The sequence below is a fragment of the Brachybacterium netajii (SeqCode) genome (assembly GCF_054114245.1).
The window spans coordinates 346,197-366,514 of the sequence record NZ_JBSYXB010000002.1; the positions used below are offsets into that span (position 1 = coordinate 346,197).

Annotated in this window: 17 protein-coding genes and 1 other RNA gene; 5 read left to right on the forward strand and 13 right to left on the reverse strand. The window is 72.3% G+C overall.

Annotated features, from left to right (window positions below):
- Positions 1-31: 31 nt before the first annotated feature.
- The 7 genes from ACXET9_RS05295 to ACXET9_RS05325 form a co-directional block, all read right to left on the reverse strand.
- Complete coding sequence (locus ACXET9_RS05295; RefSeq protein WP_457885458.1) at positions 32-1,633, reverse strand: ABC transporter permease; 1,602 nt, start codon at positions 1,631-1,633, stop codon at positions 32-34.
- Entirely contained in the window at positions 1,630-2,673 is a 1,044-nt protein-coding gene (locus ACXET9_RS05300) for an ATP-binding cassette domain-containing protein (protein WP_457885459.1), read from the reverse strand. The genes ACXET9_RS05295 and ACXET9_RS05300 overlap by 4 nt, the downstream gene beginning before the upstream one ends.
- Before the next feature lie 189 nt (positions 2,674-2,862).
- Positions 2,863-3,780, reverse strand: a complete 918-nt coding sequence (locus tag ACXET9_RS05305) for a hypothetical protein (protein WP_457885460.1) — start codon at positions 3,778-3,780, stop codon at positions 2,863-2,865.
- A 31-nt stretch (positions 3,781-3,811) separates the two neighbouring features.
- On the reverse strand, positions 3,812-6,931 hold the full coding sequence (locus ACXET9_RS05310; protein ID WP_457885461.1) for a bifunctional [glutamine synthetase] adenylyltransferase/[glutamine synthetase]-adenylyl-L-tyrosine phosphorylase: 3,120 nt from the start codon (positions 6,929-6,931) through the stop codon (positions 3,812-3,814).
- Between the two features lie 33 nt (positions 6,932-6,964).
- On the reverse strand, positions 6,965-8,302 hold the full coding sequence (locus ACXET9_RS05315; protein ID WP_457885462.1) for a glutamine synthetase family protein: 1,338 nt from the start codon (positions 8,300-8,302) through the stop codon (positions 6,965-6,967).
- Positions 8,303-8,574: 272 nt separating this feature from the next.
- Positions 8,575-9,189, reverse strand: coding sequence for a hypothetical protein (locus tag ACXET9_RS05320; RefSeq protein WP_457885463.1), 615 nt, complete (start codon positions 9,187-9,189; stop codon positions 8,575-8,577).
- 178 nt (positions 9,190-9,367) lie between these two features.
- On the reverse strand, positions 9,368-9,925 hold the full coding sequence (locus ACXET9_RS05325; RefSeq protein WP_457885464.1) for a hypothetical protein: 558 nt from the start codon (positions 9,923-9,925) through the stop codon (positions 9,368-9,370).
- Between the two features lie 171 nt (positions 9,926-10,096).
- On the opposite strand from ACXET9_RS05325, the gene panB reads away from it, so the two are divergent.
- Positions 10,097-10,924 carry a 3-methyl-2-oxobutanoate hydroxymethyltransferase gene (gene panB / locus ACXET9_RS05330; protein ID WP_457885465.1) on the forward strand — a complete coding sequence of 276 codons (828 nt, stop codon included), beginning with the start codon at positions 10,097-10,099 and terminating at the stop codon, positions 10,922-10,924.
- A 91-nt stretch (positions 10,925-11,015) separates the two neighbouring features.
- On the opposite strand, the gene ACXET9_RS05335 is transcribed toward panB, so the two are convergent.
- On the reverse strand, positions 11,016-11,198 hold the full coding sequence (locus tag ACXET9_RS05335) for an SPOR domain-containing protein (protein WP_457885466.1): 183 nt from the start codon (positions 11,196-11,198) through the stop codon (positions 11,016-11,018).
- 38 nt (positions 11,199-11,236) lie between these two features.
- Between ACXET9_RS05335 and map the strand changes: the two genes are divergently transcribed.
- Positions 11,237-12,124 carry a type I methionyl aminopeptidase gene (gene map / locus ACXET9_RS05340; RefSeq protein ID WP_457885467.1) on the forward strand — a complete coding sequence of 296 codons (888 nt, stop codon included), beginning with the start codon at positions 11,237-11,239 and terminating at the stop codon, positions 12,122-12,124.
- Positions 12,125-12,255: 131 nt separating this feature from the next.
- A complete protein-coding gene (gene ppgK / locus ACXET9_RS05345) occupies positions 12,256-13,041 on the forward strand; it encodes a polyphosphate--glucose phosphotransferase (RefSeq protein WP_457885468.1) in 786 nt (261 codons plus the stop codon).
- A 79-nt stretch (positions 13,042-13,120) separates the two neighbouring features.
- On the opposite strand, the gene rnpB is transcribed toward ppgK, so the two are convergent.
- Positions 13,121-13,477, reverse strand: an RNA gene (gene rnpB, locus ACXET9_RS05350) — RNase P RNA component class A.
- Positions 13,478-13,610: 133 nt separating this feature from the next.
- Between rnpB and yaaA the strand changes: the two genes are divergently transcribed.
- The gene (yaaA, locus tag ACXET9_RS05355; protein ID WP_457885469.1) at positions 13,611-14,414 is read left to right on the forward strand and encodes a peroxide stress protein YaaA; all 804 of its coding nucleotides are present in this window, start codon (positions 13,611-13,613) and stop codon (positions 14,412-14,414) included.
- Positions 14,415-14,510: 96 nt separating this feature from the next.
- Here yaaA and ACXET9_RS05360 read toward each other — a convergent pair whose 3' ends face one another.
- The 3 genes from ACXET9_RS05360 to ACXET9_RS05370 are packed head-to-tail and all read right to left on the reverse strand — an operon-like array spanning position 14,511 to position 17,094.
- The gene (locus ACXET9_RS05360; protein ID WP_457885470.1) at positions 14,511-15,347 is read right to left on the reverse strand and encodes a Nif3-like dinuclear metal center hexameric protein; all 837 of its coding nucleotides are present in this window, start codon (positions 15,345-15,347) and stop codon (positions 14,511-14,513) included.
- A complete protein-coding gene (sufU, locus tag ACXET9_RS05365) occupies positions 15,344-15,820 on the reverse strand; it encodes a Fe-S cluster assembly sulfur transfer protein SufU (protein WP_457885471.1) in 477 nt (158 codons plus the stop codon). Before sufU ends, ACXET9_RS05360 begins: the two co-directional genes overlap by 4 nt.
- Positions 15,817-17,094, reverse strand: a complete 1,278-nt coding sequence (locus ACXET9_RS05370; RefSeq protein ID WP_457885472.1) for an aminotransferase class V-fold PLP-dependent enzyme — start codon at positions 17,092-17,094, stop codon at positions 15,817-15,819. The genes sufU and ACXET9_RS05370 overlap by 4 nt, the downstream gene beginning before the upstream one ends.
- A gap of 144 nt (positions 17,095-17,238) precedes the next feature.
- Here ACXET9_RS05370 and ACXET9_RS05375 point away from each other — a divergent pair, with 144 nt between their 5' ends.
- Complete coding sequence (locus tag ACXET9_RS05375) at positions 17,239-17,481, forward strand: hypothetical protein (protein WP_457885473.1); 243 nt, start codon at positions 17,239-17,241, stop codon at positions 17,479-17,481.
- Here the strand turns inward: ACXET9_RS05375 and ACXET9_RS05380 are convergent.
- Positions 17,465-20,245 (reverse strand): cation-translocating P-type ATPase, encoded by a 2,781-nt coding sequence (locus ACXET9_RS05380; RefSeq protein ID WP_457885474.1) that lies wholly within the window; start codon positions 20,243-20,245, stop codon positions 17,465-17,467. The genes ACXET9_RS05375 and ACXET9_RS05380 overlap by 17 nt on opposite strands.
- Between the last annotated feature and the right edge of the window lie 73 nt (positions 20,246-20,318).

The following is a 20,318-nucleotide window of genomic DNA, read 5'->3' on the forward strand; positions in this document are numbered from 1 at the left end:
TGAGGGGCGAGGATCGGCGCCGCCCGGGACGTCACCCGGTGACCAGATCGCGCCGACGGATCCCGATCAGACCGATCCCGGTGAGGACCGCGGCGAGGGCGAGCAGCAGTGCCGCCGGAGCGAGATCGGTCGTGGCCCCGGGCTGCATCGGTGCGTGCTGGAACGGCGAGAGGTCGAGCAGCGCGTCCGGCAGACCGAGCAGATCGCCCAGCATCATCACCGTCGCGCTCCAGATCAGCAGGATCCAGGTCAGCGGCGCCGCGCGGGGGAACCATCCGTGCAGCGCGATCGCGAGGCCGCCGTGGACGGCGATCGCGGGCAGCTGGAGCAGTGCGAGGAGCAGCAGCTCGCCCGCCCAGCGGCCCTCGCCGGTCGCGGCGACGACGCCGAGGCCGACGGACAGGCCCAGCAGGGCCTGGGACGCGATGACACCGAGGAGGACCGCTCCTGCCCAGCGCAGCACGAGGCCGATGCGGGAGCCCCCGCCGAGCAGCACCGCGGCGAGGCGCCCGGAGAGCTCCTCGGTGCGGAGCCGCAGCAGTCCGGAGATCAGAAGCCCGGTCGGACCGAGGGCGACCAGTGCGAGCGCGTAGCCGGCGAAGGAGGCGACGAGGGCGTCGTGATCCAGCGGTACCCAGTCGCCGATGCTCGGGATCGCATCGATCATGTCCTGGATCGAGGTGGCGAGCGTTCCGAAGCCGACGCCGAAGAGTGCGAGGCCGACGGTCCAGGCGATCGTCGAGGGGGCGAGCAGGCGCACCGCCAGTCCCTGGGGCGACAGCAGTCCTCGTCGGGCCCGAGGGCGGCCGGGGCGCGCGCTGCGGAGCCCGGCACCCAGATCCCGTCGTCGGTGGAGCGCTCCCGCGGCCGCGAGCAGGAGCCCGGCGGCGACGATGCTCGGAAGCAGCGGCCAGAGGCGGAGGTCGACGAGGACGCGGGTCTGCTGCGCCCAGGCGAAGGGCGAGGTCCAGGAGAGCCAGCTCCCCTGCCGATCAATGGCGTCCCCGAATCCGCGCAGGACGAAGGCGAGGGCGATGGTGCCGAGGGCCATGCCCGATGCCGAGCCCGCATGCTCGGAGATCTGCGCGCAGACCGCCGCGACCGCGCCGAAGACGAGCCCGGTCAGACCGGTGGCGGTGCCGACGACCAGTGCGTCGGCCGGCGGAGCGCTCTCGATGAGCAGGCCGGCGGTCGTGGCCGCCCCGAGGGCGAGGTCGGCGAGGAGCAGGGTGCAGGCGGCGGCGAGGGGCGGCGCGAGCCGTCCCGTCGGCAGCGAGACCAGGAGCTCCGCGCGTCCCGACTCCTCCTCCGCACGGGTCAGGCGGACGACCAGGAGCACGCTCATGATCGCGGCCGGCAGGAGGAGGTAGAGGAACAGCTCGTTGGCGACCATCGCCCAGAACGTGTAGTGCTCCAGTGCGAAGGCCGGGCCGGTCATCATGACCGCGGCGGGATTGTCCAGGAGCTCGGCTCTGGCGTCGAGCGCCGCCTGGTCGGGGTACGCCTGCCGGACCGCGGCGACCGACGCCGGGATGAGCACGAGATAGCTCGCGGTCCAGCTCGCGATCGAGCGTCGGACGAGCCGCAGGTGCAGACGCAGGATGCCGCCGAAGCCCGTCGATGCGCTGGTCATGGCCGATCCGCCCGGTGCGACCCTCGAGCTGAGGTCGAGGGATCGGGGACCGACGGGTCCGACCCTGAGGTCGAGGTCGAGGTCGTCGTCTCCCCCGTCCCGTAGTGGCGCAGGAAGAGCTCTTCGAGGGAGGGCGGGGCGATCGACAGGCCGGTCGCCCCGATGCCGAGCAGGACCGGCAGGACCTGCGGGACCGCGTCGTCGTCGATGTCGAAGCGCAGGCGGGTCCCGTCGACGACGAGCCCGTGGACCCCCGGCAGGGCGCGGAGCGCCGCGAGCGGATCCTCCTCCTGCCGGTCCTCCCCCTCCCGCGGCGCCGGGTCCCGATGCGGCAGCGATGCTGCGACGGAGGACCGGGTGAGATGACGCAGCTGCGGGAGCGTGCCGCTCTCGACATCGCGGCCGGCGCGGATGATCGTCACCCGGTCGCAGAGCTTCTCCACCTCCCCGAGGATGTGGCTGGACAGGAGGACGGTGCGGCCCTCCTCGCGCAGCGCCCGGATCTCCTCGGTGAAGACCGCCTCCATCAACGGGTCCAGGCCCGAGGTCGGCTCGTCCAGCAGCAGCAGCTCGACATTGCGCGAGAGCGCTGCGACGAGGGCGACCTTCTGGCGGTTGCCCTTCGAGTAGGTCCGGCACCGCTTCGTGGGGTCGAGGTCGAAGCGCTCGAGGAGGCGGTCCCGTCGTCGGCGCAGCGCCGCCGCCCCGCTCCGGGCCTCGGAGCGGGTGAGGACGTCGATGGCCTCGCCGCCGGTGAGGCCGGGCCAGAGCACGGTGTCGCCGGGGACGTAGGCGAGGCGGCGATGGATCGCGACCGCGTCGGTCCAGGGGTCCATGCCCAGCACGCTCGCGCTGCCCGAGGTGCGGCGGAGCATCCCCAGCAGGATCCTCAGCGCCGTGGACTTCCCGGCGCCGTTCGGGCCCAGGAAGCCGGTGACCTGCCCTGCGGGGACGCGGAGGGAGAACCCGTCCAGCGCTCTGACCGGACCGAAGGTCTTCGTCAGCTCGTGCACCTGCACGACGTCGTCGTCGTCGGCCATGGACGCTCACCTCTTCGCGCTCGTCTTCCGGACTGCTCGCCGGCGGTCCGCGGGACGGTGATGCCCGGCACGGGAACCGATAGCTCGGGATCCGACGGCTCGGCTCCTACGCTAGGCCCGTGAGGCGGCGCCGTCCATGCTCCCGGTATGACGGACCGCGGAGCGATGAGCCGGAGCGATGAGCCGGGGTCAGCCGAGGCCGTCGAGGCCGCCCTTGGCGCGCAGCAGGGAGACCAGCAGGTCCTTGGGTCCGCTGGTCGCCGCCAGGGCGCACTCCTCGGGCTGGAAGCTCCAGGCGGAGCGGAGGGACCGGAACACCTCGAACTCGGCGTCCCCGGTGCGCAGCGGCACGACGGAGTAGCCGCCGGCCTCGGGGAGGTGGATGACGAAGGCGCCCGTCAGCTCGGGCATCTCGCGGATCGTGCCGTCGTCGTCGAGGAGCTGCTCGGCGCGGGTGACGGCGACGCCCTGGAGGGCGTAGTCCCCGCGGACCTTCTTCGAGGTCTTGATGTCGCCGCTGAGGAGCGTGCCGCCGATGCGGACGATGGCGTCGGTCGTCCCCGCATACCCGACGGAGTGGTTGACGACGGTCTGCTCGACCTCGACGAACTCCGGCTGGTAGTCCCGCAGGAAGGCGTCGTAGCCGTCGAGGCGCACGTCGGCCCGGTCCAGGAGCGCGTCCATGCTCTTCTCGGTCGCGAAGGCGCCCTGCTCCTCGCGCATGCTCTCGGCGACGGCGCCGACGTCGCCGCGGGAGGGCCGGGCGCCGTCCAGGGCCCAGCGCTCGCAGGCGGCATGGACGAGCGTGCCGAAGTCCGCGGCGGAACGGGTGTGCTCCGCGGCGGCGGCGGCGATCCGCTTCTGCGTCCCCCACCGGTCCCGCGCGACCCGGGAGATCTCCGCCTGCGCCCGATCGGGGTTGCGGTCGAGCCACGCGTACATGTCCAGGGCGCGCTTCGAGGCCATGGTCGCGTACCAGCCCTGGAGATGGTCCTTCGCCCGCATCCCCGCCACGGTGGTGATCGAGGGATACATCAGCGGGCCGTCGGGCTCGAGGCGGTACATGCGGCCGCGCGGGGTGTCCGCGCTCAGTCTCGGGGTCGTCACGGCGTCCAGGGTACGCGGTCGGGCCGGCCGGTCAGGGTCCCTCCGTCTCCGCGGTGCCGTCGCCGAAGATGATCTCCTCCGCGACGTTGCGGGCCCGCCGCGTCACCCGCAGGTACCTCTCCTCGAGATCCGCGGCGGACGCGTCCTCCCCGTCGATCAGCAGGGCGACCGCGCGCAGATCGTTGCGATCGGTGGGCAGGACGTCGGTCTCCCGCCCCTTCCACAGCAGGGTCGCACGACGGATCAGCCAGGCCAGGCCCCAGGCGTCGGACAGCTCGCGCGCCTCGTGGTCCGGGAGCAGCCCCGCCGCCGCTGCCGCCTCCAGCACGTCCAGCGTGCTCGTCGTGCGCAGCGCCTCGACCTCGTGCCCGTGCTCGAGGGCGATCAGCTGCGCGCACCATTCGACATCCGTCATCCCGCCCCGGCCGAGCTTGAGATGCCGCGAGGGATCCGCGCCCCGCGGCAGCCGCTCCGACTCCACCCGTGCCTTCATGCGCGCGATCTCCCGTCGCTGCGCGTCGGCGAGCCCGCCGGCGGGATACCGGTGACGGTCCATCTCGGCGACGATCTCCGCGGCGAGCTCCTCCGAGGCGACCACCGGGCGTGCCCTCAGCAGCGCCTGCCGCTCCCAGGTCAGCGCATCCCGCCGGTAGTAGTCCCGCCACGCGTTGACGCTGCGGGCCAGCAGGCCATTGCGTCCCTCGGGCCGCAGATCCGCGCTGACGCGCATATCGGTGCCCGCGGCGGGCGCGTTCAGCAGCCGCTGCACCTGCGCGGCGACGGCGACCCCGATCGGCCCCGCCTCCTCCCCGGCTCCGCGGTCGACGACGAGGAACTGCACATCGGCATCGGAGGCATAGCCCATCTCCGCGGCGCCGAAGCTGCCCATCGCGATGATCCCCACCTCCACGCCGAGCGCGCGCGCCGGATCCGAGCGCCGCTCCCGCAGTCGGTGCGCGGTGCCGAGATCGACGACGCCGACGCCCTCGAGGGCCCCCGTGCCGGGATCGATCGCCCCCCGCTCCCGCGCGACCGCGTGGTACGCGACCAGGAGCCCCGCCTCGAGGACCGCCTCGGCGATGTCCGTGAGCGCGCGAGCGCACTCGCGAGGCGTGATCGTCTCGGTGAGCTGCGCGAGCGCGACGCGGAGGAGCTCCCGCTCGCGCGTGCGCCGCAGCACGTCCCGCGCCGCCTCGACGGTCTCGACCCGGCGGATCACCGCGAGGAACTCGCGCCCGAGCACCTCCCGGGTCAGCGGCCGCAGCTCCTCGTCGCGCGAGAGCCAGCGGACCGCCTCGGGGATCTGCTCGAGCTGCTCGCCCGCGAAACGGCTGCCCGAGAGCACCCGCGTCAGACGCTTGGCGGCCGTGCCCGAGTCCCGCAGCATCCCCAGATACCAGTGGGCCGAGCCGATCGTGTCCGAGAGCCGGCGGAACATGAGCAGGCCGAGATCGGGATCGGTGCCGTCGGCGAACCACTGCAGCATCGCCGGCAGCAGCTGGCGCTGGATCGCGGCCCTCCGGGAGATCCCCTCGGTGAGCGCCCGGATATGGGAGAGCGCCCGGGCACCATCCCGGTAGCCGATCGCGGCGAGGCGCTCGGCGGCGGCCTCCGGGCTCAGACGGATCTCGTCGTCGCTCAGAGTCGAGGACGTCACCAGCAGCGGCCGGTAGAAGATCTCCTCATGGAGCTGGCGCACCCGACGTCGCGTGCGCTGGTACGTCCTCTCGAACTCCTCCTCGCCCAGACGCATCGTGCGGGCCAGACGCCGCAGATCCGCCTCCGCGGTCGGCAGCACCTGCGTGCGACGCAGACGATGCAGCTGCATCCGATGCTCCACGCTCCGCAGGAACCGGTAGGCCGCATCCATCTCCTCCCGGTGCCGGCGCGAGATGTACCCGCCCTCCCCCAGCCGCGCGAGCGCATCCAGGGTCGTGCGGACATGGAGCCGCTCGTCGGCGCGCCCATGGACCAGCTGCAGCAGCTGGACCGTGAACTCGACGTCCCGCAGACCTCCCGGACCCAGCTTGATGTTGCGGTCGACCTCGCCCCGCGGGATGTGCGCGACCACCCGCCGACGCATCGCCCGGGAATCCTCGACGAACCCCTCCCGGGTGGACGCCTGCCAGATCCAGGGCCGGACCATGTCCTCGAAGCGCGCACCGAGGTCCCGGTCCCCCGCCGCCGCCCGCGCCTTCAGCAGCGCCTGGAACTCCCACGAATGCGCCCACGTCCCGTAATAGCGCCGATAGGAGTCGAGGGTCCGCACCAGCGGACCGTCCTTCCCCTCCGGCCGCAGATTCGCGTCGACCTGCCACAGCGAGCCCTCCGACGTCCGGTCCGAGCAGACGCGGGCGAGCTCCCGTGCGAGCGCCGACCCGATCTGCACGAGATCGGTCTCCTCGCAGGGCTCGTCCGTCGAGGCGGGCGCGACCACATGCATCACGTCCACATCGGAGATGTAGTTGAGCTCGCGCGCCCCCGTCTTCCCCATCGCGATCACCGACCAGCGCACCGCCGCCTGCCCGTCCACGACGGCCCGGGCGATCGCCCCGGCCGCCTCGAGCGCCGCATCGGCGAGATCGCTGATCGCCGCCGAGACCTGCGGCAGCAGGGATGCCGGATCGACGGCGGCCACATCGGCGGCCGCGATCTGCAGGAGCCGTTCGTGATACGCCACCCGCAGCGCATCACGGCCCTCCCGCCCCGAGAGCTCCGCGACCGCGGCGTCGGCCTCCGGATCCGCACCCACCGCCCGCAGCAGGTCCGCACGCACCTGATCGCGCGGGATCGCCAGAGCATCATCGCCCGTGCGCAGCGCGGCCAACCGATCCGGATGCCGGGTGAGGAAGTCGCCGAGCGCGACCGAGGTCCCCACCAGGCGCACCAGGCGCTCGCCGGGGCTGCCGGGTTCCCCGACGCTCGCGAGGAACTCGTCGACCAGGGCGCCGTCCCCAGCGGCCTGCGCGGCCTCCGCCAGACGCAGCAGCCCCAGCACCGCGTCATCGCCGTCGGGCGTCGCCCCGATCGCGCGCGCGGCACGCGGCCCCAGAGCCGCCAGCGCCGGCTCCGCCAGGAACCGCTGGACGCGGTCGGTGCGGCTGAACCCCAGACGGGCGAGCGACCCCGTCGTCGTGGGCGGCTCCCTCATGCGGCGACCCCTCTCGCAGACGATCCGGCGCGCTCAGACACGACCGAAGGTGGACTCGAGCTCCTGGAGCGTGACCTGCTCCCGATAGCGGGCCCACTCGGCCCGCTTGTCGCGCAAGAAGAACTCGAAGACCTGCTCGCCGAGGGTCTCGGCCATCAGCTCGCTGGTCTCGAAGCGCTCGAGCGCCCGGAACAGATCCGTCGGGAGCGGCTCGATGCCCATCGCCTGGCGCTCGCGGTCGGTCAGCTCCCACACCGCGTCCTCGGCGCCCTCGGGCAGCTCGTACTCCTCCTCGATGCCCTTCATCCCCGCCGCCAGCAGCACCGCGAAGGCGAGATACGGGTTGGCCGCCGAGTCGGCCCCGCGGAACTCGATCCGGGAGCTCGTGCCCTTCGTCGGCTTGTGGAACGGCACCCGCACGAGCGCGGACCGGTTGTTGTGCCCCCAGCAGACGTAGCTCGGCGCCTCCTGCGCGCCCCACAGCCGCTTGTACGAGTTCACCCACTGGTTCGTCACCGCGCAGTACTCCGGCGCATGACGCAGCAGGCCCGCGATGAACTGCCGGCCCATCCGCGACAGGCCGAACTCCGCGCCGGGCTCATGGAAGGCGTTGCGCCCGCCCTGGAAGAGCGACAGATGGGTGTGCATGCCCGATCCCGGATGCTCGATCATCGGCTTGGGCATGAAGCTCGCGACCTGATCCATCGTCAGCGCCACCTCCTTGACCACCGTGCGCAGCGTGATGATGTTGTCCGCCGTGGTCAGCGCATCCGCATAGCGCAGATCGATCTCGTTCTGCCCCGGGCCGTTCTCGTGATGCGAATACTCCACCTGGATGTTCATCGCCTCGAGATGCTGGATCGCCGAGCGCCGGAAGTCCTGCCCGTTGCCCCGATGCACATGGTCGAAGTAGCCGGCCTGGTCGATGGGCCGCAGCGGCTCCCCCGCCTGGAACTGCTCATGGAACAGGTAGAACTCGATCTCCGGATGCACGAACAGCTCCAGCCCCTTGGCCTCCGCCTTCGCGAGCGCATCGCGCAGCACCCGCCGCGGATCCGAGGCCGCGGGCTCCCCATCCGGGGTGAGGACGTCGCACATCATCCGCGCGGTCGCATTCGACGTCCCCCGCCAGCCCAGCATCTCGAAGGTCGACGGGTTCGGACGCAGCAGCATGTCCGACTCGTAGCTGCGGGTCAGGCCCTCGATCGTGGACCCGTCGATCCCGATCCCCTCGGTGAACGCGATCTCCAGGTCCGACGGCGAGATCGCGATGGACTTCAGCGTCCCCGCGATATCGCAGAACCACAGCCGGATGAAGCGCACGTCGTGGTCGGCAACGCGGCGGATGACATCGTCGTGGAGTTGTTCCATGCGCACAGTCTGCAACACCCGCGCCTCCCCCGCCCACGAGGTCACAGCGCGGTCACGGCCCGACGGCCGCCCCCCCCTGTCCGCCATGGCCCGGATGCCGCACCCGGCCCGACGGCCGCCGGACGCGCCGACGGGCGGCCCCGCAGGATGCAGGACCGCCCGTCGGACGGAGCCGGGCGCGGGGCGCCGGACGACCACAGCCGCCGACGATGCGCCCCGGCCGTCGAGCCTCGGCCCGGGAGCGTCAGCTCCGGAGCGTCAGCTCGGAAGCATCAGCCCACCGAACCGGAGACGTACCAGTTCCCGTCGGACGCCTTCGTGAGCACCATCTGGCTCGAACCGGACGCGCCCACGGTGATCGTGCCGTCCTCGTTGGCCTCCGCCGTCAGCGTGTCCTCGGTGACCAGAGCGACGAGCTCCGGCGTGAAGACGTCCATCATCCCCGTGGACTCGATCTGCTCGCCGCACGCGGCCAGCTCATCATCGGCGTAGGGCTCACCCGTCGCCGCATTGATCGCGAAGCTGCACGCAGCCTCCGCATCCTGGTCGCCGAGAGCGCCGAGGAAGCCCAGCACCTGGGACTTCGCCGCCGAGAGGTCCTCGTCGGTCACGTCCCCGGAGGCCGCGTCATCCGACCCGGTCTCATCGGTCTCATCGGTCTCATCGGTCTCCTCGGAGGTCTCCTCGGTGGTCTCCTCGACCTGGTCCTCGGTGGTCTCCTCGGCGGTCGTCTCCTCCGCCGTAGTCTCCTCCGCGGTGACCTCGGCGTCGGTGGTGGCGGTCCCCTCGTCGCCCCCGGAGCTGCAGGCGGCGGCGCCGACGGACAGGGCCACGGCCCCGATCCCGACGGCGAGAGCGCGCGTGGACCTGCGGATATACGTGGTCATGAGCGATTCCTTCTCTCATGGGCAAAGCACTGTGCGTTCCCCCTAGGGGCAAGACCCTGCCACACAACCGCCCGCCGCGCATCGACCGCGCAGGACCTGGAACGAGGAGCGGACGCCGGGAGCACCGAGCAGACCCGCTCCGCGCCGCCCCTCAGCAGGCCAGCCCGTCAGACGGCCGTCAGTCCGTCTCGTCGGGGACGATCGCCCACTCGCCGTCCGAGACCTCCGTCAGGACCAGCGTCGAGGACCCCTCCACGGTGACCGCCACCGTGCCGTCCTCCTGCCTCGACGACTCCAGCGTCCCCACGGTGATCTGCGCGACGACATCCTCGGTGAAGGACTCCATCACCCCGTCCTCCTCCAGATACGCCGCGCAGGAATCCAGGGCCTCACCCGCCAGCGGCGCGCCTGTCGACGCATCCAGCAGCATGCCGCAGGCCCCCTGCGCATCCTGCGCCGCGAGCGCCTGGAAGTACGCCACGACCCGCTCCTCGGCCGCGAGCAGATCCGGATCCGTGCTCTCGTCCCCGCCCGCATCCGACGCCGCGGAGACCGACGACCCGCCGGCATCCGACGCCGACGAGGACGAGGAGGATGCCGTCGCGCTCGCCGAGCTGCTGGCCTCGGCGTCCCCGCCGGTCCCGGCGGAGCTGCAGGCGGCCGCTCCCGCCGCGAGGGCGAGAGCGCCGAGACCGACGGCCAGGGAACGGGTGCTGCGACGGAGGAGGATGCTCATACTCCGATCATCGCAGGCGCCCCTGGACGCTCCCTCCCCGCCTCGCCTCATCACCGGGCGCGCACGCCCTCCGCCCGCGCGGCACCGCCCCGCATGCACGCCCCCGATGCACCACAATGGACCAGCGGTCAGCACCTCGACCGCTCGTCTACCCCGTCCCAGGAGGACATCGTGACCTCAGCCCCCGGCAGCGGCTCCGTCGGCCCCCGGAAGGTGCGCCTGCGCCATCTCCAGGAGGCCAAGGAGCACCACCGCCCCTTCACGATGCTCACCGCGTACGACCAGTACTCGGCCCGTGCCTTCGAGGCGGCCGGCATCGACGCCCTCCTCATCGGCGACAGCGTCGGCACCACCGTCCTCGGCCACGCCAGCACCACGGCGACCACCCACCAGGACATGCTCACCTTCACCGGGGCGGTCGCCCGCAGCGTGACCCGCCCGCTGATCGTCGCCGACCTCGCCTTCGGCACCTACGAGACCGGCCCCCTCGACGCCGTCCGCCACGGCGTCGAGCTCATCCGCGCCGGCGCCGAGATGGTCAAGCTCGAAGGCGGACGCGTCATCGCCCCGCAGATCCGCGCGCTCGTCGATGCCGGGATCCCCGTCATGGGCCACCTCGGCTTCACCCCGCAGTCGGTCAACGCCCTGTCCGGGCATCGGGTCCAGGGCCGCGACGCGGCCGACGCCGACCGCCTGGCCGAGGACGCGCTCGCCGTGCAGGAGGCGGGCGCCTCCGCGATCGTGCTCGAGCTGGTGTCTGCGCCCGTCGCCGCCCGGGTCACCGAGGTGCTCTCGATCCCCACGATCGGCATCGGCGCGGGCGCGCAGTGCGACGGCCAGGTGCTGGTCTGGCAGGACATGGCGGGCCTGTCGGGCTTCGAGGGGAAGTTCGTCAAGGCGTTCGCGCACCTGGGGCGCGATCTGCAGCAGGCGGCGGAGGCATACCGCGAGGAGGTCATCGCGCGCGCCTATCCGGGCACCGAGCACACCTTCGAGTGAGGCCGACCGATCGAGCCCATCCGATCGAGCCCATCCGAGTGATCCCGCTCGGCCCGCCGGGAACGGATCCGGCGGGCCGAGCGGTCTCCGATCAGTCGTCCCAGGCGGCGTCCTCCTCGTCCCAGGAGCTGTTGCGGGCGGCGGCCCTCTGGAGAGCATGCTCGGCCTCTGCGCGTGTGGCGTAGGGACCCATCAGGTCCTTGGCCGGCGACTGCGCGCCCTCCTCGACGCTGCGGGTCTCGAGGTTGTAGTAGTACTGCGTCGGCTCGCTCATGGCGGACCCCTTCCCTCGGCGATGAGACACTGGTGCCCATGACTGTAAAGCAGGTGTGGATCCGTCCTGAAGGCCGTGAGCTCCTGGTGCCCGGCACCCTCTCCCCGCGGCGCCCGGTGCCCGAGCGGATCGAGCGTCCCGAGTACGTCGGCAAGGACGAGGCGGTCTCCGACTCCGGTCCCCGCGTGCAGACCCCGGAGATCGTCGAGCGGGTGCGCGAGGCCTCCCGCATCGCGGCGCTCGCGCTGCAGGCCGCCGGTGAGGCCGCGGTCCCGGGCGTGACCACCGATCGCATCGACGCGGTGGTGCACGAGGTGCTCGTCGACAACGGCGCCTATCCCTCGACCCTCGGCTATCTCGGCTTCGAGAAGTCGTGCTGCACGAGCCTCAACGAGGTCATCTGCCACGGCATCCCCGACTCCACCGTGATGCAGGACGGCGACATCCTCAACGTCGACGTCACCGCCTTCATCCACGGCGTCCACGGCGACTGCAACGCGACCTTCCTCGTCGGCGACGTGGATCCCCGGGCGCAGGCGCTCGTCGAGAAGGCGGAGGAGGCCATGCATCGCGGCATCCGCGCGGCGAAGCCCGGCCGCGAGGTCAACGTGATCGGCCGGGTCATCGAGAAGTTCCTCGCCCGCCACGGCTACGAGTCGGTGCGCGACTACACGGGCCACGGGGTCGCCGAGGGCTTCCACAACGGCCTGGTCATCCCCCATTACGACTCCGCACCGATGTTCGACGACGTCATCGCCGAGAACATGACCCTGACGATCGAGCCCATGGTCACGATCGGATCGCAGGACTGGGAGCAGTGGGACGACGGCTGGACCGTCGTGACCGCGGACCGCGGGTTCTCCGCGCAGTTCGAGCACACGATGGTGATCACGGCCGACGGTCCGGAGCTGCTCACCGTCGTGTGAGCCGTCCGCCGTCCGCCGAGCACGGCGCGAGAGGCGGACGGTGCCGTCGTCGGCCCGGATCTTTGGCACACTGTGCGCAGGTCCGTCCGACGGGCGGCCCCGGACCCGGCGCACCGGGACGAGGACATGCGATGAGCAAGGCGAAGCAGAAGCTGGCGTTCGGCATCGACATCGGCGGCAGCGGCATCAAGGGCGCCCCGGTCGATCTCAGGAAGGGCCGGCTGGACGCCGATCGCCTGCGGATCCCGACGCCCCAGCCCTCCACCCCCGACGCGGTCGCCGACACGGTGCGGGATCTCATCGGCAGCTTCGAGATCGACGAGGGCATCCCGGTCGGGGTGACCTTCCCGGCCGTGATCCAGGGCGGCGTCGCCCAGACCGCCGCGAACGTCGACGACGCCTGGATCGGCACGGACGCCGACGCGCTCTTCACCGAGCGCACCGGCCACGACGTGTTCGTCGTCAACGACGCCGATGCCGCGGGCATCGCCGAGATGGAGTTCGGCGCCGGCCGCGGCCAGAAGGGCGTGGTCCTGGTGACGACGCTCGGGACCGGCGTCGGCAGCGCGCTGTTCGTCGACGGCGAGCTCGTGCCCAACACCGAGCTCGGGCACATCCCCTTCGGCGACTCCGACTACGAGAAGCATGTCGCCGACTCCGCGCGCGAGCGCGACGACCTCGACTGGGAGGCCTGGGCCGAGCGCCTCCAGGAGTACTACGCGCTGCTGGAGTTCCTGTTCAGCCCCGACCTGCAGATCGTCGGCGGCGGCGTCTCGAAGAAGCATGAGAAGTTCCTGCCGCTGCTGGACCTGCGGGCCCCGATCGTCCCCGCGCAGCTGCGCAACGAGGCCGGCATCATCGGTGCCGCGGCCCTCGCGCGGCACGAGGTCAAGCGCGCGGCCAAGGCCGCGAAGTAGGGAGCATCCGGCCCTGGGACCCCATGACGACGGGCCCGCCGCGAGCATGTGCTCGCGGCGGGCCCGTCGTCTCGATCAGGGGACCAGCCGGCCTGTAAGCCGGGTTCTGTGATCAGCAGTCATCCATCTCGGATCGCCGTCGCCGACGACCTCCAGCGGCCTACCCGGGGACTCGGGCCGGCACCCTCGGACGTCCCCTGTCTGGCCTTGCTCCCGGTGGGGTTTGCCATGCCGACCCCGTCACCGGGGCCGCGGTGGTCTCTTACACCACCCTTTCACCCTTGCCTCCCCGCCCGAGGGCGGTGAGGCGGTCTGCTCTCTGTGGCACTGTCCCGCGGATCGCTCCGGGTGGGTGTTGCCCACCACCGTGCCGGACGGAGCCCGGACTTTCCTCGGCCTCGGGTCACCCCGAGGACGCGACTGCTCGGCCGACTGGTCCGCCGACCATCCTACGCCCGACCGGCCCCGCGCCCCGTCGCCGTGCGCCCACGGCGTGCTCCGAGGTGACGTGCGCGACCTCTCGTCGCGGCGGGTCCGGGACGCGACGCGCGCTCCTCGACAATGGACGGGTGCTGATCCTGCTGCCGCCCTCGGAGACCAAGACCCGCCCCGACGCCGCCGAGCGCTTCGCCATCGAGTCCCTCGCCGAACCCGCGCTGCGCGCGGATCGCGCGACGATGCTGCGCGCGGCGATCCGCACCGCCCGCTCCGCAGGAGCCGCCGAGCAGCTGGGCGTCCCCGCCTCCTCCCCCGAGCTCGTCGGTCGCATGGCCGCCCTGGAGGAGGAGCCCGCGGGTGCTGCGCTGTCGGTGTACTCGGGTGTCCTCTACGACCAGCTGGACGCGCACCGGCCGATCCCGGCGGATCGGCGGGTCCTCGTGCAGAGCGCCCTGCTGGGCGTCGTCGATGCGGCCGTCGACCGCATCCCCGCCTACCGCCTCTCCGCCGCTTCGCGGGTGTCCCGCCTGGGGGCGGCCGGCTCCTGGTGGGGTCCGCGGCTGACGACGCATGCCGCCCGGCTCCTCGCCGAGCAGGCCGACTCCTCCTCCCCCGTCGTCATCGACTGCCGCTCGGGCTCCTACCGCTCGATGATGCGTCTGCGCGGGAACGATGCCGTGCGCGTCCTCGAGGTCGCTCCCGTCCAGGAGAAGGGCGGGCGGCGCACGGTGATCTCCCACGACGCCAAGCGGTATCGCGGGATCGTCACGGATCTGCTGCTCGCCGCGGCCTCGGCCCCGGCGGATGCCGACGAGACCGTCGACCTGCTCCGTGAGGGCTTCGCCCGGCAGACCGGGCGCGGCACCGGGGCCGGCGCCGGCTTCGGTGTCGAGCTCGACGGCGACCGCCTGATCGTCATCGATCGCGTCGGCTGAGCAGGGCCGCGTCGGTCGATCCTCGTCTCGTCTCGTCTCGTCTCGCCCCGTTCTCGTCTTCGCCCGACCTCGGACCGGCGCACCCTGCCGCGGAGGTCAGATGCGGCCGCCCCAGGGGTCCGAGGTGCGCGCGGTGACGGAGACCTCGAGATGCGGGAGCGTCTCGCGCAGCAGCGCCGCGGCCTCGGGGAGCCACAGGGCCTCGCTCGCGGCATGCGGCACATCGATGAGGGCGGCCACCACGGCCGGAGCGGCGGCGGACTCCAGATGCTCGAGCACGGGGTGATGACGCAGGTCCGAGGTGATGTACACGTCGGCATCGGTCGCCTGGACCGTCGGCAGGAGCGAGTCGCCGGCCCCGGGGCAGACCGCGACGGTGCGGACCTCCCGCCCCGCATCACCGGTATGGAGGATCCCGCGGGCTGTCTCCGGGACGAGCGCTGACACCCGCTCGGCGAGCTCGCCGACGGTCGTGGCCTCCGCCAGCTCACCGATCGCGCCCATGCCGTGCAGAGCCGATCCGTGGGCGGCGGTCTCCGGCCGCGTCGGCGCCGCGAGGGGCCGCGCCTCGTGCAGGCCGAGCGCCCGCACCCAGGCGCCGACGGTCCCGCGGGTGGACCGGTCGACGTTCGTGTGGCCGCACCACAGGGCCGTGCCGGCACGCAGCAGATCGGTGACCACGCGCCCCTTCCCCTGATCGGCGGGGAGGAAGCTGGCGCCGCGCAGCAGCAGCGGATGGTGGGTCACGAGCAGGTCCGCACCGTCCTCGACAGCGTCGCGAGCGACCTCGACGGACGGGTCGACGGCGAGGAGGACGCGCCGGACCTCGGCCTCGCGCTCCCCCAGCACGAGACCCACCCGGTCCCAGGACTCGGCCCACTCCAGCGGATATGCGCCCTCGAGGACGGCGAGGACCTCGGCGAGGGTGCTCATCGGCGGCCCAGGGTCTCGGCCTCGATGAGCGCCGCCCGGTAGGCCTTCCAGGGCATCAGCACGCACTTCACCCGCGCCGGGAACTTCGCGGCGCCCATCAGCGCGACGCCGTCGCCGATCAGGTCCTCGTCACCGTCGAGACGGCCGCGGGAGCTCATGACCGCCTCGAAGTGCTCGCGCACGGGCTCGACCTCGGCGACGGTGCGGCCGATCAGGAGATCCGCCATGATCGAGGCGGAGGCCCGGCTCATCGCGCAGCCGATCGCCTCGTAGGACACGTCGGCGACGCGGAGCTCCTCGCCCTCGCCCGCCAGAGCGAGGCGCAGGGTGATCTCGTCCCCGCAGGTGGGGTTGACGTGATGGACCTCGGTGTCGAAGGGCTCGCGCAGACCCGCATGGAGCGGATGGCGGTCGTGGTCCATCACCAGCTCGGTGTAGAGCGAGCTGAGCGGGTTGCCGGGCGGTGGGGTCACGAGAGTCCTCGGAAGAAGTCGACGGTGCGGGCGACGCCCTCGACGAGGGCGTCGATCTCCGCAGGGGTGGTGTGGACGGAGACGGAGGCGCGCGTCGTCCCGTGCAGGCCGTAGCGGCGATGCAGCGGCCAGGCGCAGTGGTGGCCCACGCGCACCTCGATGCCGAAGGTGTCGAGCACCTGGCCGATGTCGTGGGGATGGCGTCCGTCGAGGGAGAAGGAGATCGCGCCCGCGCGATCGGCGGCGGGCCCGGGCCCGATGATCCGCAGGCCCTCCACGCCGGCGAGTCCGCGCAGCGCCCGATCCACGAGCGCCCGCTCGTGCTCGGCGACGGCCTCCATGCCCAGGGCGGAGAGGTAGTCGCAGGCCGCGGCCAGCCCGACGGCCTGCGAGATCGGCGGGGTGCCCGCCTCGAACCGCGCCGGCGGCTCGGCGAAGGTCGTGCGCTCCATCGTGACCAGCTCGATCATCGAGCCGCCGGTGAGGAACGGGGGCATCGCCGCGAGATGCTCGTAGCGGCCCCAGAGGACGCCGATGCCCGTCGGCCCGAGCATCTTGTGCCCGGACAGCGCCGCGAAGTCGACCCCGAGATCGGCCAGGTCCACCGGCATATGGGGAGCGGACTGGGCCATGTCCAGGACGGTCAGCGCACCGACGGCGCGAGCGGCCGCGACCAGCTCCGCCACCGGGTTCACCGTGCCGAGCACATTGGACTGATGGGTGAGGGCGAGCACCTTGGTGCGCTCGGTGAGCAGGCTCTCGAGATCCGTCAGATCCAGGGTGAAGTCGTCGGCCAGGGGGATCCAGCGCAGGGTCGCCCCCGTCCGCCGGGCGAGCTCCTGCCAGGGGACGAGGTTCGCGTGGTGCTCCATCTCGGTCACGAGGATCTCGTCGCCCTCGCCGACCCGCAGATGCTCCGGCGTGGACGCGTCCCCGTTGCCCAGGGAGCCGGCGACGATGTTCAGCGCCTCGGTCGCGTTGCGGGTGAGCACGACCTCCTCGGGCCGCGGCGCGCCGATGAAGCGGGCGATGGTCTCCCGAGCGCCCTCGTAGGCATCGGTCGCCGCCTCCGCCATCCGGTGCGCGCCGCGCTTGACCGCGGCGTTGTCATGCGTGAGGAACGCGACCTCGGCATCGATGACCTGCTGCGGGCGCTGCGAGGTGGCGCCGGAATCGAGATAGATCAGCGGCGTCTCCTCATCGAGCCGACGGGAGAGGATGGGGAAGTCCGCGCGGACGGCCTCCACATCGAACGTGCGGATCGGTGCGCTCACGGGCGGGTCTCCTCCTACGACGGCACGACCGGGAGGGTCGCGCACGGCCCATCCAGTATAGGAAGCATCCAGGCTCGGCGGCGGGGCCGTGAGACCCTGTCCTGGCCCCGCACGGAATGCCCGGGGTGTCCGAGACGCTGGGGAGTGAGAGACATCGACACCCTGATCCTGCTGCTGTTCGCGCTCACGATCGCCGCCGTCCTGCTGGTGGCCGTGACGCAGATGATCGCAGCCCGCCGACGGGAGCAGGAGGCGACGCAGCAGCGCCGCCCGCGCACCTCCCTCGAACGGACGAAGGACGCCCGGACGACGCTGATCTGGGCGGTCGCCGCCCTCGCGCTCCCCTGCCTGCTGGCTCTGGCCTACCTGCTCACGCGCTCGTCCTGACCCGTCCGGCGCCGGCCGGAGGGACGTCGGCCGGAGGGACGTCGGCCGGGCCCTCGCCGGTCCCGCGCTCGGGCGCGACCACCCGCAGGACCGCCTTCGCGGCCTCCGCGAGGAGGAAGACGATCACGGCGCCGACGACGACCTTCCCCCACGCCGCCGCGCCGATCGGCGCGGAGCCGAACCACGTGTGCATGAACGGCGCATAGGTGAAGACCAGCTGCAGCACCAGCAGCGCGCCCGCAGCGATCCACACCATCCGGTTGCCCTGCAGGGCCCGCAGCCGCAACGACGACCCGCCGAGGATCCGGCACGAGAAGAGGAACGCCAGCTGACCGAGGGCGAGCATCGCGACCGCCGTCGTCTGCGCCTCGGCATAGGCGGCGCCGCCGTCCCGCTCGAGCAGGAACAGCAGGAGCGTCATCCCGCCGATCAGCAGCGAGGCGAAGCCGATCAGCGCCCAGGAGCGACCCACCAGGACGGGCTCGTCCCGGTTCCGGGGCGGACGGCTCATGGTGCCGGGCTCGACGGGCTCGGTCGCGAGCGGCAGAGACAGCGTCACCGCCGTCACCAGATTGATCCACAGGATCTGGACCGGAGAGAGCGGGAGCGCCAGACCGCCCAGCACCGCCACCAGGATCACCAGCGACTGGGCACCGTTCGTCGGCAGCAGGAAGACCACGGACTTGCGGATGTTGTCGTAGATCCGACGCCCCTCCTCCACCGCCTTCTCGATGGTCGCGAAGTCGTCGTCCGCCAGCACGATGTCGGCGGCCTCCTTGGTGGCCTCCGTCCCCTTGATGCCCATCGCGATGCCGACATCGGCCCGCGTGATCGACGGCGCATCGTTCACGCCGTCGCCCGTCATCGCCACGACCTCCCGATGCGACTGCAGCGCCCGGACGATGCGGATCTTGTGCTCGGGGCTCGTGCGCGCATACACGTCGACATCCGGCGCCGCGACCCGCAGCTCCTCCTGGGACATCTCCTCGAGCTCGGGCCCGGTCAGCGCGCGCACCTCCCCCTCGGCAGGAGCGATGCCCAGATCGCGGGCGATCGCGACCGCGGTGCCGACATGGTCGCCCGTGATCATCGCGACCCGGATGCCCGCGGCATGGGCGTCGGCGATGGCATCGCGGACCTCCGGCCGAGGCGGATCGATGATGCCGATGAGCCCCAGCATCACCAGGTCCTCCGCATCCTCGAGCACCAGCGACCCGTCCTGCGGACCGCGGCTCGGACGCGCCGCCGCAGCCAGCACCCGCAGGCCCCGCCCGGAGAGCTCCTCGATCCGACGCTCCCAGCCGTCCCGGTCGAGCGGTGCCCGGCCGCCGTCGCCCGTGCGCTCGGCGATCGAACGGTCCAGCAGCCGGTCGGGAGCCCCGACGACGTGCACCGCGCGCTCGCCGTCGTCGGTCGTGTCGAGGGTCGCGGCGAACTTGTGCGCGGACTCGAAGGGGACCTGGGCGACGCGCCGGCCGGGCCTGTCCATCCCGGCCTTCGCGGCGAGGACCGTCAGGGCGCCCTCGGTGGGCTGGCCGACGATGCCCCAGCCGTGCTCCCCCTGCTCGAGGCGAGCATCGTTGCACAGGGCGGAGGCGATGACGAGCTCGCGCAGATCCGGCATCGTCTCCAGATCGGCGGCGGTCCCGTCGACGGAGACACGGCCCTCGGGGGCGTACCCGGTCCCCTCGATGTCGGCCCGTCGATCGCGCGTGACCACGACGGACGCCGTCATCTCGTTCTGCGTGAGCGTCCCCGTCTTGTCGGAGCAGATGACGGTGACCGCGCCGAGGGTCTCCACCGCGCTCATCCGACGGGTGATCGCGCGGCGCCGCGCCATCTGCTGCACGCCCAGCGCCAAGGTGATCGTGACCAGCGCCGGGAGCCCCTCGGGGACCGCGGCGACCGCGAATCCGATGGCTGCCGAGAGCAGCTCGTCCACCGGGAAGTCATGGATCAGGCGACCCACGACGATGATCGCGAAGGCGAGGACGCCGATCGCGATCGACAGCCGCTTGGCGAGCTGCTCGAGCTGCGCGGCGAGCGGCGTCACGAGCTTCTCGACCCCGCTGACCATCGCGGTGATGCGGCCGAGCTCGGTGCCGGCACCGGTCTCGGCGACCACGCCGATGCCCGTGCCGGCCGTGATGATCGTGCCCGAATGGAGCATCGAGGAGCGATCGCCGATGCCGGCGTCCTCCCCCACCTCCTGGACGCTCTTCGCCGTCGGCTCCGACTCCCCGGTCAGCGCCGCCTCGTCGGCCTGCAGGCCCGTCGCCCGCAGCACCCGCAGATCCGCCGGGACCCGGTCGCCCGATCGCAGACGGACGACGTCCCCCGGGACCAGCGCCTCCGCGTCCACGACCGTCCATGCGCCGTCGCGGCGCGCCTGGGCGTCCAGCGACATCATCGAGCGGATCGAGTCGAGGGCCTCCTCGGCGCGCCCCTCCTGGATGAATCCGACGGTCGCGATCGCGACCGCGGCCACAGCGATCACGGCGAAGTCGACCCAGTCGCCGGTGATGGCCTTGAGGACGGCCGCGGCGAGGAGGATGTAGATCAGGATGTCCTGGAAGTGGGCCAGGTACCGCTTCCACAGCGGACGCTTCTCCGCCGCCGGCAGGGCGTTGGGGCCGTGACGGCGCAGGCGCTCCGCGGCCTCGACGGAGGTCAGGCCCTCGGAGGAGCTTCCGAGCTGCGCGAGCAGATCGTCCGGCGTGCTCGCATGCGGAGCGGGGCGGGGGCGGGACAAGTCGTCGGACATCACGGGCGGGAAGCCTCCTCGGACGGGACGCCCCGGCATGCGTGCCGGGACCTCCTCAGCCTAGGAGCGGTGA